This window comes from Neisseria subflava (assembly GCF_024205745.1).
Classification (GTDB): domain Bacteria; phylum Pseudomonadota; class Gammaproteobacteria; order Burkholderiales; family Neisseriaceae; genus Neisseria; species Neisseria flavescens_B.
Window position 1 is genome coordinate 559602 of the sequence record NZ_CP073117.1, and the last position, 16578, is coordinate 576179.

Consider the following 16578-nt stretch of genomic DNA (forward strand, 5'->3'; position numbering starts at 1 on the left):
CTTATTCCGTCATTTGGTTTCTCACCATCGCATTTACCATTTAATCCGGGGGCATGTCTCACACATGCCCTTTTTTCATCACACTTTTTTGTTTTCACACGCAAACCACAATCTCCGCCAAATATGCCATCACAACATATCAGCAAGGCCGTCTGAAAGCGCGGCTTCGATCTCCATTATTATTAAAGTGTTAATTTTAGTATTGCAACTAATTACACATCTTAGCATTTTGCTCATATTCAGCTAATTGTTGAGGCATAGAATGCATTCATCGTTCAACAACACAGTAGGAAAGAAAATCATGAAACGCATTAACGCTTTTATTTCAAAAAAACTCATCATTGCCGGTATTATTGCTTCAAGTTTGGGTGTTGCTGGTGCGGCAGGTACCATGGCTTTCAAAGAAGGTATGTTTGCAAAGGTTTCCGGCCAGCAAGCAGCCGCAGCAGCGGTAGCAGAAGTGGGCGGCGTCGTTAAAGATGTCGATTACAAATACAAACAACATTTGGGCGGCCGTTACAAAGTAGAAATCTTGAAAGACGGCGTCGAATACGAAGCTTTGGTTGATGCTCAAAACGGCAAAGTATTGGCGGTAGCGCAAGATGACGATCAAGACAAACGACACTTTGGTAAACATGATAAGCATCATAAACATGATAACTATGACAATACCGAGCCCTCTTCATCGCAAAATACAGATTATCAGGCTCCTGCCGATGCTGCACCTGACACACCTGAAAATGCAACCGCTTCCGAGGTAACAAAATCTTAATTTAAACTTTTAAAAAGCCAATGCCGTCTGAAACTTTCAGACGGCATTGGCTTTAATGCAGCATTGTTTGAAACCAATCGTTTTCAGATGGCCTTTGCCTCATCTTCGCCATCAGTCCAACCCGCTTCTCTCAATTTCCGCTGTTGCGCATCATAGCGTGCTTTTTCCGCCCAATACATTGTCTGGATACAGGCATCGCCGCACTCGCTGCCGCAACATTCCCACGACTCAGGGCGGACAGGTTCGTCTAACAACGGCTCGCCCAAGATGGCTTCGGCCTTATTCTTCAGGGTCGTATCCATCGGCGATTTCCAAACGCGCACCGTCAAACTCAATCACTTCGCCGCCGCGTATTTTGGCGGTTTTACGGGTTTCGGTTTCGCCGTTACGCAATACCAGCCCTTCGGCGATAAACGCTTTTGCCTGTCCGCCGCTTTCGGCAAGGCCGGCCAATTTCAATAAGTCGCACAACGCGATGTATTCGTTGTCTTCAAGATAGACGGTTGCTTCCATCATTTAATCCTTTTCAATAATGGCGATATTTTAACATGGCCGTCTGAAAGAAAGCCCCCTTCTGTTTGATTTGCTTTATCCAAACCCATTACATTTGGTTTTCAGACGGCCTTTAACCGCCAACCCTGCTACAATACGCCTTTTATTGTTCACGCCGATTTTGCCATGACCGAGCCGACCTACATCCCCCTGCGCCTGCATACCGAATTTTCGATTACCGACGGTATGGTGCGGATTAAAAAACTGATTGCCAAAGCGCAGGAATACGGTTTGCCTGCTTTGGGCATCAGCGATTTGATGAACGAATTCGGCTTGGTGAAATTCTATAAAGCCTGCCGCGGTGCAGGGATTAAGCCCATCGGCGCGGCGGACGTGTGGATAGGCAATCCGAATGCGCCCGACAAACCCTTTCGCGCCATGCTGATTATCCGCAACGATGCGGGCTATCTGCGCTTGAGCGAGCTTTTGACGGAGGCCTATGTCGGCAAAGACCGCAATGTCCATCATGCGGAACTCAACCCCGAATGGCTGGAAAACGGCAACAACAGCGGCTTGATTTGTTTGAGCGGCGCGCATTACGGCGAGGTGGGCGTGAATCTGTTGAACGGCAATGAAGACGCGGCGCGTGCGGCGGCGTTGAAATATGCGGCGTGGTTTCCCGATGCGTTTTATTTAGAGCTGCAACGCCTGCCCGAACGTCCTGAATGGGAGGCTTGCGTTTCCGGCAGCGTGAAGCTGGCGGAGGAACTGGGTTTGCCGGTAGTGGCAACGCATCCAACCCAGTTTATGAGCAGCGATGATTTCAACGCACACGAGGCGCGGGTATGTATCGCAGGCGGCTGGGTACTGACGGACAAAAAACGTCCGCGCGATTTCACGCCGAGCCAGTTTTTCATTCCGACGGAAACCATGGCCGAACGTTTCGCCGATTTGCCTGAAGCCCTCGAAAACACAGTAGAAATTGCCAAACGCTGCAACCTGCACATCACATTGGGCAAAAACTTCCTGCCGCTCTTCCCTACTCCGGACGGCCTGTCGCTGGATGATTATTTGGTGAAACTGTCCAATGAGGGTTTGCAGGAACGCATGGTTCAGCTTTATCCCGACGAGGCGGAGCGTGCGGCAAAAATGCCGGAATATCAGGAACGTTTGGATTTTGAGTTGAACATCATCATCCAGATGAAATTCCCCGGCTATTTCCTTATCGTACAAGACTTTATCAACTGGGCGAAAACGCACGGCTGTCCGGTGGGGCCGGGCCGTGGTTCGGGCGCGGGTTCGCTGGTGGCGTATTCGCTGAAGATTACCGACCTTGATCCGCTCAAATACGCGCTGCTGTTTGAACGTTTCTTGAACCCTGAACGCGTTTCCATGCCTGACTTTGACGTAGACTTCTGTCAGGCAAACCGCGGCCGCGTGATTGAGTATGTGCGCGAGAAATACGGCGCGGAAGCGGTCAGTCAAATTGTCACCTTCGGCACGATGTCGTCCAAAGCGGTCATCCGCGACGTGGGACGCGTGCTGGAACTGCCGTTTATGCTGTGCGACAAACTGTCCAAGCTGATTCCGTTAGAAGCCAACAAACCCCTGAGTTTGGAAAAAGCCATGGAGGCCGAGCCGCAGATTCAGGAATTAATCGAAGCGGAAGAAGCGGACGAACTGATTACACTGGCGAAAAAGCTGGAAGATTTGACGCGCGGTTTGGGTATGCACGCAGGCGGCGTGTTGATTGCGCCGGGTAAGATTTCCGATTACAGCCCCGTGTATCAGGCGGACGAATCCGCCTCGCCCGTATCCATGTACGACAAAGGCGATGTGGAAGACGTGGGTTTGGTGAAATTCGACTTTTTGGGTCTGCGCAACTTGACCATTATCGAAATGGCGCAGAACAACATCAAAAACACCACCGGCGATATCGTCGATGTCGGCAAGATTCCGCTTGATGACCAGGTTGCCTACCAAATCTTCCGCGATGCGAACACCACCGCCGTCTTCCAGTTCGAGTCGACCGGCATGAAGAAAATGCTGAAAACGGCGCACACCACCAAGTTTGAAGAACTCATCGCCTTCGTGTCGCTCTACCGCCCCGGCCCGATGGACAACATTCCCGACTTTGTCGCGCGTATGAAGGGGCAGGAATTCCAATACATCCACCCGCTGCTCGAAGGCATCCTCGCGCCGACCTACGGCATTATGGTGTATCAAGAACAAGTGATGCAGGCGGCGCAGATTATCGGCGGCTACTCGCTCGGCGGCGCGGACTTGCTGCGCCGCGCCATGGGTAAGAAAAAGCCTGAAGAAATGGTGAAACACCGCGAAATCTTCGCCGAAGGCGCGGCAAAACAAGGTATTTCGCGCGAAAAATCCGACGAAATCTTCAACTACATGGAAAAATTCGCCGGCTACGGTTTCAACAAATCCCACGCCGCCGCCTACGCCCTGATTTCCTACCAGACCGCATGGCTCAAAGCCCATTATCCTGCCGAATTTATGGCGGCAACCATGTCGTCTGAATTGGACAACACCGACCAGCTCAAACATTTCTACGACGACTGCCGCGCCAACGGCATCGAGTTCCTGCCGCCCGACATCAACGAATCCGACTACCGCTTCACGCCGTATCCGAACATGAAAATCCGCTACGCACTCGGCGCGATTAAAGGCACGGGCGAAGCCGCCGTCGAATCCATCATCGCCGCGCGGCAAAGCGGCGGCAAGTTTACCGGCCTCTTGGACTTCTGCGAGCGCGTCGGCAAAGAACACATGAACCGCCGCACCCTCGAAGCTCTGATACGCGGCGGCGCGTTCGACAGCATCGAACCCAACCGCGCTATGCTCTTGGCGAACATCGACCTCGCCATGAACAACGCCGACCAAAAAGCCGCCAACGCCAATCAGGGCGGGCTTTTCGATATGATGGAAGACGCCATCGAACCGGTGCAGCTCGTTGACGCACCCATGTGGAGCGAATCGGAAAAACTCGCCGAAGAAAAAACCGTCATCGGCTTCTACCTCTCCGGCCACCCGTTCGGCCCGTATGCCCAAGAAGTCCGCCAAATCGCCCCGACCAAATTAGGCCGTCTGAAACCGCAAGACAGCGTGCGCCTCGCCGGATTCGTGACCGCCGTGCGCACCATGATGGGCAAACGCGGCAAAATCGCCTTCGTCAGCCTTGAAGATTTGAGCGGACAGATTGAAATCATGGTCAGCGGCCAGACGCTGGAAAACTGCGCCGACTACCTCAAATCCGACCAAGTGCTGATTATCGAATCCAAAGTCAGCCACGACGACTACGGCGGCGGCGACGGGCTGCGCATCATGGCCAACCAAGTCATGACCCTGCAAATGGCGCGCGAACGCTACGCCCGAAGCCTCAGCCTCGCCCTCGCCCCGGCCACGACATCGCACGCCTCGCCGCCATCCTCACCGCACACCGCCTGCCCGACACGTCGCACATCCCGCTGCAACTGTCGTACAGCAACGGCAAAGCATCAGGCAAATTGAAAATTGCGCCAAAATGGATGGTAACGCCAAGCACCGCCTTGTTTGACGAACTGGAAACATTGCTCGGCAGCAGGGCTGTTCGTGTAAATTGGTAAAATTAAAGGCCGTCTGAAACAGCGACGGAAAGCTGCTGCTTAAACTGCATCGCCAATAAGATGCAAAGCTGTACCTTTGTTTTTCAGACAACGTTTGATAAACAATTCAAAGTCGTCGTCTGAAAACACAAAACAACACCGCATTACAACTAAATCATCACTCACCACATCATGAGCACATACCCCGAAGATCCTGACGGCTTCATCCTGTACGACGAAAGACCCGATCCCCTCGACAACCGCAGAGCCAACCATACGCGTTTTGCCGCAGTAAACCTGCCTATTTTGCTGGGCATAGGTGTAGTGTCTGCACTATTGCTATGGATAAACCAATCATGCTTGGATCAATGCAGCCTCAGCCGTCAGGTCGGAGGCTCCGTGTATGTCTTTGCTATCGCCTTTTACGGCCTACTGCACTATCAAAGCACTTGGCTTGAAAAGCGGTGCAATGATGCCGAAAAAGGGCATTATCCGGCGATATGGATGTTCAGAATTAGCATCGTACTTGCCGCCATCAGCCTGATATTTCCGGTATTTACATGGCCTATGGTAGCAGGTGGGCTGCTTCAATTCGTCTACGGCATGATATTGCCGTCCAACCCTCTGCCCAATCTGATGGGTTACCCAAAAGCCAACTCAACAGCCCTGCAAATCTGCGCGCTCTTAGCATGTATCACGGCAGTGTTGATGGCTATCGGTTTGCCGCATTGGTTTTTAAGTGTTCCCCAATAAAGCAAAGGTCGTCTGAAAACCTTGTATAGAAGGCTTTCAAACGACCTTATTGTATAGAGAGTTTATCTGAAAAGTTTATTGCACAAAGCCTTTGGCCAATAAGGAAAGGTAGCCCACAACAAAGGGGAGCGACAATGCCGAAACAATGCCAAGCACCCAGTAAATACATTGGTTCAATATAGTTTTTGAGGCGGTAAGCCGCAGCAGTTTGAAATACAAGGAGAACCAGGCGGATGACAAGAAAGTAGTCAGCAAAAAGCTGACGAGGGAGAAGGAACCGTAGAAAACGTATCCCAGCATTGTCCCTATCACGGCATAAAACGTCCCTGCGCCTACCGCCCATTTCCAGATGGGATAAAGCCTATCGGGGAAATTCAGTGTTCCAGAGGCTTGGAGCCTGCCGAATACCAATACAAATATGATGTCAAACATAATAATGGTTGTTTTAGTGTACGGTACAACAATATATATGAAAAGGGGGTGAAAATACCCCCCTTTTTTCTATAGAAGCCCCATATTAAAGGCCGTCTGAAAAACAGTTTTATTTAACGATTTCAACAGGGCCGTGGTCGTCGCAGTGATCGCCGTGTTGGTGATGCAAACGGCCGTTGACGATGTAGTCAACGTGATCACCGTGCGGTACGGCTTCGTGGCCGCAACCTTCGCCGTGAACGTGGCCGTGGCAGGTGTCAACCGGATGGCAGCCGTCAGGATTGGTTTCATTGACGCTCAGGACATGCTCGTCGTAGTGGCCGTTGTGCTCATGGTGCAGGTGGCCGTCGTGCAAATAATCGACGTGGCCTTCGTGTTTGATGGCAGTGTGGCCGCAGTTTGCGCCGTGAACGTGGTCATGATGTTCGTGGGTTTTGCAGGTCATTTTTTCTCTCCTAATGTTCAGTGAATAGCAATCTTTCGCGATTGATTCTTTCATTTTATCTTTTTTTTGATACAAACGTAAAAAATTTTACAGTTATTAATATATTGTTACGATATATCATCTGTTGATATATCAGCCTATTTTATTTTTCAGACGGCCTTTCATCTATAATTCATTTATTTTCAGCGAGAATTCAAACCCTTCCGGCAATGTAAAATATCGAATTTTTCAGCCGTAACAGGTAACATGGAAACAAAGGGATGGGTTCTTCAAACAAATAGGTACTGCAATGGGAAAACAAGCCAAACTTTATATGGTTCGCAGCACGCAAGGTGCGCTTTATGATGTATTTTTTGAACGCGGTGTGGCGGCGTTGGCTTGGCCCATGCTGGCCGAAGCGGCGGCAAAAGGTTTTGGCCGTGAGGAGCTGACGGATATTTACCGTTCGGCCGTGCCGGATGTGAAGTTGAGAACGGCGCAATCGGGCGCGGCTCAAATGTGGCGGTTTGTCAACGAATTGGCTGATGGAGATGCCGTACTGACCTACTCGCCTGCTTTGCGCCGTTATCGGGTCGGCAGGATTACGGGCGGCGCGGTACATTGTCCGCAATGGGACGATGAAAAAATGTCGCTGGTGCGGCCGGTTGAGTGGCTGGGCGAAGTGTGCCGTGATAATTTGAGTGCGGCTACGCAACGGGCTTTGGGCAGCGTGGCAACTTTGTTTGCGGTATCGGAAGCGTGTGCGGCAGAAATTTTTGAACGCGTGGGTTTTCAGACGGCCTAAAAAGGGAAAGGAAACAGGATTATGTGGAACACCATGCAGGAATGGCTGAATGCTTTGCCTGTCAGTGAAGAAATCATCAAATCGGCTTTGATGATTGTGGCCGTCATTGCCGGGCGCAGCATCTTGCTCTCGGCGCATTTTCGCAGCCATCCGGATTTGAGTATCGAAAACAAACGCCGTTCGCTGGTGTTCAGCCGCAACGTGACCATGTTGCTGCTCTTGTTCGGGCTGGCGATGATTTGGGCGGCGCAGATTCAAACTTTGGCCTTGTCGATGTTTGCGGTAGCCGCGGCGATTGTGGTGGCAACCAAAGAGCTGATTATGTGTTTGTCCGGCAGCATCCTGCGTTCGGTAACCAAACAATATTCCATCGGCGACTACATCGAAATCAACGGCCTGCGCGGACGGGTGGTCGATATCAATATGCTGAACACGCTGATGATGCAAATCGGCCCTAATCCATTGATCGGCCAACTTTCCGGCAAAACGCTCTCGTTTCCCAACAGCCTGCTTTTGAGCCACCCCGTGCGCCGCGACAATATTTTGGGCGATTATGTGATTCATACGGTGGAAATCCCCGTGCCGATTCATTTGGATTCGGACGAAATCATCGGCCGTCTGAAAAATGTTCTTGAGCCCTTGTGCGAGCCTTATGTCCCTGCCATCAAGCAGCATTTGGAAAACGTGCAAACCCAAAAATTGTTTATCACGCCCGCCGCCCAGCCGCGTGTATCCCGTGTGCCACATGATGACAAGGTGTACAACATCATCGTGCGCTTTGCCTCGCCCGTAGCCAAACGCTTGGAAATCCAACAGGCGGTTTTGGACGAATTCTTGCGTACGCAATGCCGATTAATCAATAAATTAAAATAGCCCAGTTTATATATACTATCAAATCACTTACAATACCGAGGTTCACAATAAACAATAAGGAAAAATCATGTTGCCCGAATCAGCCCTTGCCGAAATGTACCCAGTCATTATGACCCCAGCCATGACGGCAAATATTTCCACAACTATACCCTCTCGCTTCTAAACATCGTCCACACCAACGCCTCCCTCGGCCTGCCGCTTCAAGTGATGATGCAGCGCGGCGAAAGCCTGATTACGCGCGCACGCAACAACTGCGTGGCCAGATTTTTGGAAAACAAAGAATGGACGCATTTATTTTGGATTGACTCCGACATCGGCTTCTCTCCCGATTCATTCTACCGCCTGCTTTTGGCAGACAAAGACGTTGTAGCCGGCGTTTATCCGCTCAAACGCGAGAATTGGCCTGAAGCAGGCCTTCCGGCCGGCATGACCCAAGCCGATTTTGAGCGCATGTACACTTCTTACACCGTCAACACCAACGATAAAAACGAAAACGGTGAAATCGTCCTGAAAGTGGATGAAGAAGGCTTCATGAAAGTTCATGACGCGCCAACCGGCTTCATGGTTATCAAACGTAGCGTATTTGAAAAAATGATAGAGGCCTACCCCGAGTTGAACTACGTCTCCGACAGCGACTACAGCCCGGAAAACAAAGGCCTGCACTACCGCTTCTTCGACTGCATGGTCGATCCTGAAAGCAAACGCTACCTGTCCGAAGACTACACCTTCTGCTACCTCTGGCGTCAAATCGGCGGCGAAGTGTACGTCGATGTACAATCCAACCTGACCCACCAAGGCGCAAAAGTGTATCGCGGCTCGTTTGCCGAATCCCTGCAAACCAATGTTGCCAATGCGGTTTATGCCCCAGAAGGCACCACCATGCGCCTCGAACTGGCTGCACCGTTGCACGCCAATCCGCGCGGCGCAGAATAAGATTGGCCGGCAGGCATGCGGGACACTTTAATTCTGCCTGTCTGCCACCATATAACGCCTATCGTTTTCTTTTCAGACGGCCACAAGGCCGTCTGAATCCATCTTATTCAGGAGAAACCATATGAGCGACAACGTCCTGCTCCACTTGGGCGAAGAACCCCGTTTCGACCAAATCAAAACCGAAGACATCAAACCCGCCCTGCAAACCGCCATCGCCGAAGCGCGCGAACAAATCGCCGCCATCAAAGCGCAAACGCACACCGACTGGGCAAACACCGTCGAAAAACTGACCGACATTACCGAACGCGTCGGCCGCATTTGGAGCGTGGTTTCCCATCTCAACTCCGTGGTCGATACGCCCGAGCTGCGTGCCGTATACAACGAATTGATGCCCGAAATCACCATTTTCTTCACCGAAATCGGTCAAGACATCGAGTTGTACAACCGCTTCAAAATCATCAAAAATTCTGCCGAATTCGACACCCTCTCCCCGGCGCAGCAAACCAAGCTCAACCACGATTTGCGCGATTTCGTCCTCAGCGGTGCCGAATTACCGCCCGAACAGCAGGCAGAACTGGCGCAACTGCAAACCGAAGGCGCGCAACTGGGTGCCAAATTCGCACAAAACATCCAAGACGCAACCGACGCTTTCGGCATTTACTTTGACGATACCGCGCCGCTTGCCGGCATCCCCGAAGACTCCATCGCCATGTTTGCCGCCGCCGCGCAAAGCGAAGGCAAAACAGGCTACAAAATCGGCCTACAGATTCCGCACTACCTCGCCGTTATCCAATACGCCGACAACCGCGAACTGCGCGAACAAATCTACCGCGCCTACGTTACCCGTGCCAGCGAATTGTCTGACGAAGGTAAATTCGACAACACGGCCAACGTCGAACAAACGCTTGCAAACGCGCTGAAAACCGCCAAACTGCTCGGCTTCAAAACCTACGCCGAGCTGTCGCTGGCAACCAAAATGGCGGATACGCCCGAACAGGTTCTAAACTTCCTGCACGACCTTGCTCGTCGCGCCAAACCGTTTGCCGAAAAAGACTTTGCCGAAATCAAAGCCTTTGCACGCGAGAGCCTGAATATCGAAGATCCGCAATCTTGGGATTTGAGCTACGCCGCCGAAAAACTGCGCCAAGCCAAATATGCCTTCAGCGAAACCGAAGTAAAAAAATACTTCCCTATCAGCAAAGTATTGGCAGGCCTGTTTGCCCAAATCAAAAAACTCTACGGCATCGAGCTGGCTGAAAAAACCGTCCCCGTTTGGCACAAAGACGTGCGCTATTTCGAGCTGAAGCAAGACGGCCAAACCATCGGCGGCGTTTACATGGACTTGTACGCACGCGAAGGCAAACGCGGCGGCGCATGGATGGACGGCTATAAAAGCCGCCGCCGTTTTGCCGACGGTACGCTGCAACTGCCGACCGCCTACCTCGTCTGCAACTTCACCCCTCCGGTCGGCGACAAAGAAGCGCGTTTGAGCCACGACGAAATCATTACCCTCTTCCACGAAACCGGCCACGGCCTGCACCACTTGTTAACCCAGGTTGACGAAGTGGGCGTATCCGGCATCAACGGCGTCGAATGGGACGCGGTCGAGCTGCCTAGCCAATTCATGGAAAACTTCGTTTGGGAATACGACGTATTGGCGCAAATGTCCTCGCACGAAGAAACCGGCGCGGTATTGCCGAAAGAGCTGTTCGACAAAATGCATGCCGCCAAAAACTTCCAACGCGGTATGTTCCTCGTCCGTCAAATGGAATTTGCCCTCTTCGACATGGAAATCTACCATCAGGAAGACGAAGGCCGTCTGAAAGAATGGCCGCAAATCTTGGACAAAGTGCGTCAAGAAGTCGCCGTAACCCAACCGCCGGCATACAACCGCTTTGCCTTGAGCTTCAGCCACATCTTCGCCGGCGGCTACGCCGCAGGCTATTACAGCTACGCATGGGCGGAAGTTTTGAGCGCAGACGCTTACGCGGCGTTTGAAGAAAGCGACGACGTGGCCGAAACCGGCCGCCGCTTCTGGAAAGAAGTACTGGCCGTTGGTGGTTCGCGCAGCGCAGCCGAATCCTTCAAAGCCTTCCGCGGCCGCGAACCAAGCCTGGATGCCCTGCTCCGCCACAGCGGTTTCGACAACGCAGCTTGATTTGAAAATCCGCCGTTTTAAACAGAACGGTTGCTGATTCAAAGTTAAAGGCCGTCTGAAATGTTTCAGACGGCCTTTTTATAATTAATTCAATATTTTCAGCAAAACAAATAAAACCATTCAGCCGATAAAACCACCCGGCGCGGAACGCCGCAGCGGTTGCCATGCTCAATATTTTCCCAATGCGGAAGTCGCCCATAAAAACAGGGCATGTTCCCATGCCCTATCATTTGAATTTCAGACGGTCTTTCGGTTATCAAAACTTATTAGGAACAATGAGTGCGCCCTGCCCCTAACAAAATTTTCGAGAAAACAAAAGTCCGCATTTCAAACTCCTATCTCCCCCTACCCAACGCTAAAATTAGTTTTTGCCCTTTTTATCGTCGGCATCCAAGCGCATATTGATAAATTCCATCATCAAATCTTTTTTCGTCCAGAAAAAGGTTTTCATTTTTTCCAAAGAATAGATTTTCCGAATCATCGCCGGCAATCCTGCATGAACGATGGCCGCGACTTCGCCATTGGTTGTTTCGTTGTCCATGGCGGCTTTGAGGTTTAGATTGTGCGTATTCAGGTAGTTGCTAAGCTCTTTCCTGACGCTGTTGCTGATTTCGAATTGTTTCATGTTTTCCGTCCATAATGTTTTTATAATTAAATAGCATAGAATTCTAACAAGTTTTTTGCATCATGCATATCCCAACTTGCATATTATTGCAGAATTTACAATTTGGTTTTTGGGTAGAATCATGCCTGCAACACATTGTTGCGGCGTACTAAAGCGGATTGTTTTGACTATTTTGTTTTGGCTCGGGCCGTATTGCGGATAAAATAACGGTTTTAGGTGTTGAGGCCGTCTGAAATGTATTTGTGGTTTAAGCTGCTGCATGTGTTTTTTGTAATTTCTTGGTTTGCCGGACTGTTTTATCTGCCGCGGATTTATGTGAATCTGGCGCAATTAGAGCCCGGCAGCGTGGAATATGTACGGCTGACGGATATGTCGCGGCGGCTGTACCGCTTTATGTCGCCTTTGGGCTGGGGAACGCTAATATTTGGCGCAGCCATCGGGTTTGTAAACAATTGGTGGGGCAACGGCTGGCTGGCGGTTAAATTATTGTGCGGCTTGCTGCTCTTGGCTTACCAGCTTTATTGCGGTCTGCTGCTGCGCCGTTTTCAAAATGGCAGCAATGTGTATTCGCACCGCTGGTATCGGGTATTCAACGAACTCCCCGTATTGATGATGGTGGCCGCGCTTTATATGGTGGTTTTCAAGCCGTTTTAATCTTCAGACGGCCTGTTTGGTAAATAAGGAAAGAATTCATGACGGTCGAAATCGAACGCCGCTTTTTGCTGGCAAATGACAGTTGGCGCGAAGCGGCAAGCGAGCCGCTGGTGTTGCAACAGGGCTATTTGAGCGTGGAAAAAGAGCGCACCATCCGCGTGCGGATTATCGATTCGCAAGCATGGCTGACCCTGAAAGGCTATATTTCCGACATGACGCGCAGCGAGTTTGAATACGAAATTCCGTTATCTCACGCGCAAGCGATGATGGCGGATATGTGCCCGTTTAAAATGGAAAAATATCGCTATCGGGTCGAATTTGAAGGATTTGTGTATGAGATCGACGAATATTTCGGCGACAATGCGCCATTGATTGTGGCGGAAATCGAATTGCCGTCTGAAGATACCGATTCCATTTACCCTGTGGGTACGTGTTTGTTTCCATTGACAAGGAGTTTGTGGGAATAGAAATGTACCCACCTTGTTTGAATCAAGTGAAGTGTAGTTGAAGGAAATCTGTTGAAAGCAATACTTCATTTTACCGAATAAGTAATAATTTAGGCAACTTCAAATCGATTAAAAAAAACTATTTTAAAGGTTAAGAGTAGACAAAAATTGTCCACTCTTTTTTGCAAACTCAATTTATCAATAAATGAAATGAGGGAATGTAAAATGAAATATTTTGAGGTTGAGTTAGAAAATCCTGATGAATTTTTAAAACTACAAACAGAAGATTTTGTGAAAGCTAATCGCTTGCTACTAAGGAAGATAATCCAGAGCGTTACAGTCTATGAAGAAAACTTCGTCATATCCTTTAAATCTGGCATCGAATTGGAAGTATGAGTCTCATTCCATAACTTTTATATTGAACATATCATCTTGTTGTGTTATACTATAAATTGATATAAACAAAGATGTAGGAGGAACCGAAACTATGACAGCCTCAATGCGTTTAAGATAAGCTGGCAATAAAAAAAGCAGAATCTATACCCGATGATAGGCTTTTTTGTTGTGCTTATTTATACGATATTGAGCATTCATTAGTTACGGTGAGGATATTGGTTATTTAACTATACCTTTATTTAACTATGTCTTTAATATGAATGTTTCCAAATTGTATGTATGCAGACCAAAAGCCACATTGTGGGGTTTGGCCTGCATTTTTTATTGCCTAGAATGCTATTCAAAATAGAAATTCAAGCAAAATAATATGCAGGAGATAATATAAATGGAAAAATACAACAATTGGAAACGAAAATTTTATGCAATATGGGCAGGGCAAGCAGTATCATTAATCACTAGTGCCATCCTGCAAATGGCGATTATTTTTTACCTTACAGAAAAAACAGGATCTGCGATGGTCTTGTCTATGGCTTCATTAGTAGGTTTTTTACCCTATGCGATTTTGGGACCTGCCATTGGTGTGCTAGTGGATCGTCATGATAGGAAGAAGATAATGATTGGTGCCGATTTAATTATCGCAGCAGCTGGTGCAGTGCTTGCTATTGTTGCATTCTGTATGGAGCTACCTGTCTGGATGATTATGATAGTATTGTTTATCCGTAGCATTGGAACAGCTTTTCATACCCAGCACTCAATGCGGTTACACCACTTTTAGTACCAGAAGAACAGCTAACGAAATGCGCAGGCTATAGTCAGTCTTTGCAGTCTATAAGCTATATTGTTAGTCCGGCAGTTGCAGCACTCTTATACTCCGTTTGGGATTTAAATGCTATTATTGCCATCGACGTATTGGGTGCTGTGATTGCATCTATTACGGTAGCAATTGTACGTATACCTAAGCTGGGTAATCAAGTGCAAAGTTTAGAACCAAATTTCATAAGGGAGATGAAAGAAGGAGTTGTGGTTCTGAGACAAAACAAAGGATTGTTTGCCTTATTACTCTTAGGAACACTATATACTTTTGTTTATATGCCAATCAATGCACTATTTCCTTTAATAAGCATGGAACACTTTAATGGAACGCCTGTGCATATTTCTATTACGGAAATTTCCTTTGCATTTGGGATGCTAGCAGGAGGCTTATTATTAGGAAGATTAGGGGGCTTCGAAAAGCATGTATTACTAATAACAAGTTCATTTTTTATAATGGGGACCAGTTTAGCCGTTTCGGGAATACTTCCTCCAAATGGATTTGTAATATTCGTAGTTTGCTGTGCAATAATGGGGCTTTCGGTGCCATTTTATAGCGGTGTGCAAACAGCTCTTTTTCAGGAGAAAATTAAGCCTGAATATTTAGGACGTGTATTTTCTTTGATCGGAAGTATCATGTCACTTGCTATGCCAATTGGGTTAATTCTTTCTGGATTCTTTGCTGATAAAATCGGTGTAAATCATTGGTTTTTACTATCAGGTATTTTAATTATTGGCATTGCTATAGTTTGCCAAATGATAACTGAGGTTAGAAAATTAGATTTAAAATAAACAATATTGGAGGAATATTTATGTATCTTATTTTCATGTAACTCTTCCTGCTAAAATCGCAGGGTTTTCCCTGCATACAAGCAAATGAAAGCATGCGATTATAGACAGGAGGAAATGTTATGGAATTAATATTAAAAGCAAAAGACATTCGTGTGGAATTCAAAGGACGCGATGTTTTAGATATAAATGAATTAGAAGTATATGATTATGACCGTATTGGTTTAGTAGGAGCAAATGGTGCTGGAAAAAGCACTTTACTCAGGGTACTTTTAGGAGAATTAACTCCCCCAGGATGTAAAATGAATCGTCTGGGTGAACTTGCCTATATTCCCCAGTTGGACGAAGTAACTCTGCAGGAGGAAAAAGATTTTGCACTTGTAGGCAAGCTAGGTGTTGAGCAATTAAATATACAGACTATGAGCGGTGGTGAAGAAACAAGGCTTAAAATAGCACAGGCCTTATCGGCACAGGTTCATGGTATTTTAGCGGATGAACCTACGAGCCATTTAGACCGTGAAGGAATTGATTTTCTAATAGGACAGCTAAAATATTTTACAGGTGCACTGTTAGTTATTAGCCATGACCGCTATTTTCTTGATGAAATAGTAGATAAAATATGGGAACTGAAAGATGGCAAAATCACTGAGTATTGGGGAAACTATTCTGATTATCTTCGTCAGAAAGAGGAAGAACGTAAGAGCCAAGCTGCAGAATACGAACAATTTATTGCGGAACGTGCCCGATTGGAAAGGGCTGCGGAGGAAAAGCGAAAACAGGCTCGTAAAATAGAACAGAAGGCAAAAGGTTCTTCAAAGAAAAAAAGTACTGAAGACGGAGGGCGTTTAGCTCATCAAAAATCAATAGGAAGTAAGGAAAAAAAGATGTATAATGCTGCTAAAACCCTAGAGCACAGGATTGCGGCCTTAGGAAAAGTAGAAGCTCCGGAAGGCATTCGCAGAATTCGTTTCAGGCAAAGTAAAGCATTGGAGCTCCATAATCCATACCCTATAGTCGGTGCAGAAATTAATAAAGTATTTGGGGATAAGGCTCTGTTTGAAAATGCATCTTTTCAAATTCCGTTAGGAGCAAAAGTGGCGTTAACTGGTGGTAATGGAATCGGAAAAACAACTTTAATCCAAATGATCTTAAACCATGAAGAAGGAATTTCTATTTCGCCTAAGGCAAAAATAGGTTACTTTGCACAGAATGGTTACAAGTACAACAGTAATCAGAATGTTATGGAGTTTATGCAGAAGGATTGTGACTACAATATATCAGAAATTCGTTCAGTGCTAGCATCTATGGGGTTCAAACAGAACGATATTGGAAAAAGTTTATCTGTTTTAAGCGGTGGAGAAATTATAAAATTGTTGCTTGCTAAAATGCTCATGGGTAGATATAACATCCTAATAATGGATGAACCCAGTAACTTCCTTGACATACCAAGTTTAGAGGCTTTGGAAATACTAATGAAGGAGTACACCGGAACTATCGTGTTTATCACCCACGATAAACGATTACTCGAAAATGTAGCAGATGTAGTTTATGAAATTAGAGATAAGAAAATAAATCTGAAACATTAAATTTAAGGTAGTCGCTGGTCAGTATAGTCTG

General features: G+C 47.7%; 13 protein-coding genes and 3 pseudogenes. 11 read left to right on the forward strand and 5 right to left on the reverse strand.

What is annotated here, in order from left to right; genetic code table 11:
• Window positions 1-301: 301 nt before the first annotated feature.
• Entirely contained in the window at window positions 302-772 is a 471-nt protein-coding gene (locus tag KCG55_RS02720) for a PepSY domain-containing protein (protein ID WP_254323324.1), read from the forward strand.
• Between the two features lie 83 nt (window positions 773-855).
• Here the strand turns inward: KCG55_RS02720 and KCG55_RS02725 are convergent, their stop codons facing one another.
• The gene (locus tag KCG55_RS02725) at window positions 856-1074 is read right to left on the reverse strand and encodes a hypothetical protein (RefSeq protein ID WP_254323325.1); all 219 of its coding nucleotides are present in this window, start codon (window positions 1072-1074) and stop codon (window positions 856-858) included.
• Window positions 1052-1285, reverse strand: a complete 234-nt coding sequence (locus KCG55_RS02730; protein ID WP_002221492.1) for an RNA-binding S4 domain-containing protein — start codon at window positions 1283-1285, stop codon at window positions 1052-1054. Before KCG55_RS02730 ends, KCG55_RS02725 begins: the two co-directional genes overlap by 23 nt.
• Before the next feature lie 165 nt (window positions 1286-1450).
• Here KCG55_RS02730 and dnaE point away from each other — a divergent pair.
• Together dnaE and KCG55_RS02740 are read left to right on the forward strand one after the other, a co-directional pair.
• Window positions 1451-4884, forward strand: a pseudogene (gene dnaE / locus KCG55_RS02735) (DNA polymerase III subunit alpha).
• A 171-nt stretch (window positions 4885-5055) separates the two neighbouring features.
• The gene (locus KCG55_RS02740) at window positions 5056-5616 is read left to right on the forward strand and encodes a cytosine permease (RefSeq protein ID WP_254323326.1); all 561 of its coding nucleotides are present in this window, start codon (window positions 5056-5058) and stop codon (window positions 5614-5616) included.
• 75 nt (window positions 5617-5691) lie between these two features.
• Here KCG55_RS02740 and KCG55_RS02745 read toward each other — a convergent pair whose 3' ends face one another.
• Window positions 5692-6048 (reverse strand): hypothetical protein, encoded by a 357-nt coding sequence (locus KCG55_RS02745; RefSeq protein ID WP_254323327.1) that lies wholly within the window; start codon window positions 6046-6048, stop codon window positions 5692-5694.
• 109 nt (window positions 6049-6157) lie between these two features.
• Window positions 6158-6493 carry a hypothetical protein gene (locus KCG55_RS02750; RefSeq protein WP_254323328.1) on the reverse strand — a complete coding sequence of 112 codons (336 nt, stop codon included), beginning with the start codon at window positions 6491-6493 and terminating at the stop codon, window positions 6158-6160.
• Window positions 6494-6782: 289 nt separating this feature from the next.
• On the opposite strand from KCG55_RS02750, the gene KCG55_RS02755 reads away from it, so the two are divergent.
• From KCG55_RS02755 to KCG55_RS02770, 4 genes and pseudogenes are all read left to right on the forward strand, one after another.
• The gene (locus KCG55_RS02755; RefSeq protein WP_254323329.1) at window positions 6783-7277 is read left to right on the forward strand and encodes a restriction endonuclease; all 495 of its coding nucleotides are present in this window, start codon (window positions 6783-6785) and stop codon (window positions 7275-7277) included.
• 21 nt (window positions 7278-7298) lie between these two features.
• Window positions 7299-8150 (forward strand): mechanosensitive ion channel family protein, encoded by an 852-nt coding sequence (locus KCG55_RS02760; protein ID WP_254323330.1) that lies wholly within the window; start codon window positions 7299-7301, stop codon window positions 8148-8150.
• A 67-nt stretch (window positions 8151-8217) separates the two neighbouring features.
• Window positions 8218-9083 (forward strand): annotated as a pseudogene (locus KCG55_RS02765) (hypothetical protein).
• 121 nt (window positions 9084-9204) lie between these two features.
• Complete coding sequence (locus KCG55_RS02770) at window positions 9205-11241, forward strand: M3 family metallopeptidase (protein ID WP_254323331.1); 2037 nt, start codon at window positions 9205-9207, stop codon at window positions 11239-11241.
• A gap of 361 nt (window positions 11242-11602) precedes the next feature.
• Here KCG55_RS02770 and KCG55_RS02775 read toward each other — a convergent pair whose 3' ends face one another.
• Window positions 11603-11866, reverse strand: coding sequence for a hypothetical protein (locus KCG55_RS02775; RefSeq protein WP_222571040.1), 264 nt, complete (start codon window positions 11864-11866; stop codon window positions 11603-11605).
• Between the two features lie 234 nt (window positions 11867-12100).
• On the opposite strand from KCG55_RS02775, the gene KCG55_RS02780 reads away from it, so the two are divergent.
• From KCG55_RS02780 to msr(D), 4 genes and pseudogenes are all read left to right on the forward strand, one after another.
• Window positions 12101-12520 carry a CopD family protein gene (locus tag KCG55_RS02780; RefSeq protein ID WP_003681587.1) on the forward strand — a complete coding sequence of 140 codons (420 nt, stop codon included), beginning with the start codon at window positions 12101-12103 and terminating at the stop codon, window positions 12518-12520.
• Window positions 12521-12558: 38 nt separating this feature from the next.
• Complete coding sequence (locus KCG55_RS02785; protein WP_222571041.1) at window positions 12559-12987, forward strand: CYTH domain-containing protein; 429 nt, start codon at window positions 12559-12561, stop codon at window positions 12985-12987.
• A gap of 760 nt (window positions 12988-13747) precedes the next feature.
• Window positions 13748-14964, forward strand: a pseudogene (mef(A), locus tag KCG55_RS02795) (macrolide efflux MFS transporter Mef(A)).
• Window positions 14965-15083: 119 nt separating this feature from the next.
• A complete protein-coding gene (gene msr(D) / locus KCG55_RS02800; RefSeq protein WP_000420313.1) occupies window positions 15084-16547 on the forward strand; it encodes an ABC-F type ribosomal protection protein Msr(D) in 1464 nt (487 codons plus the stop codon).
• Window positions 16548-16578 lie beyond the last annotated feature (31 nt).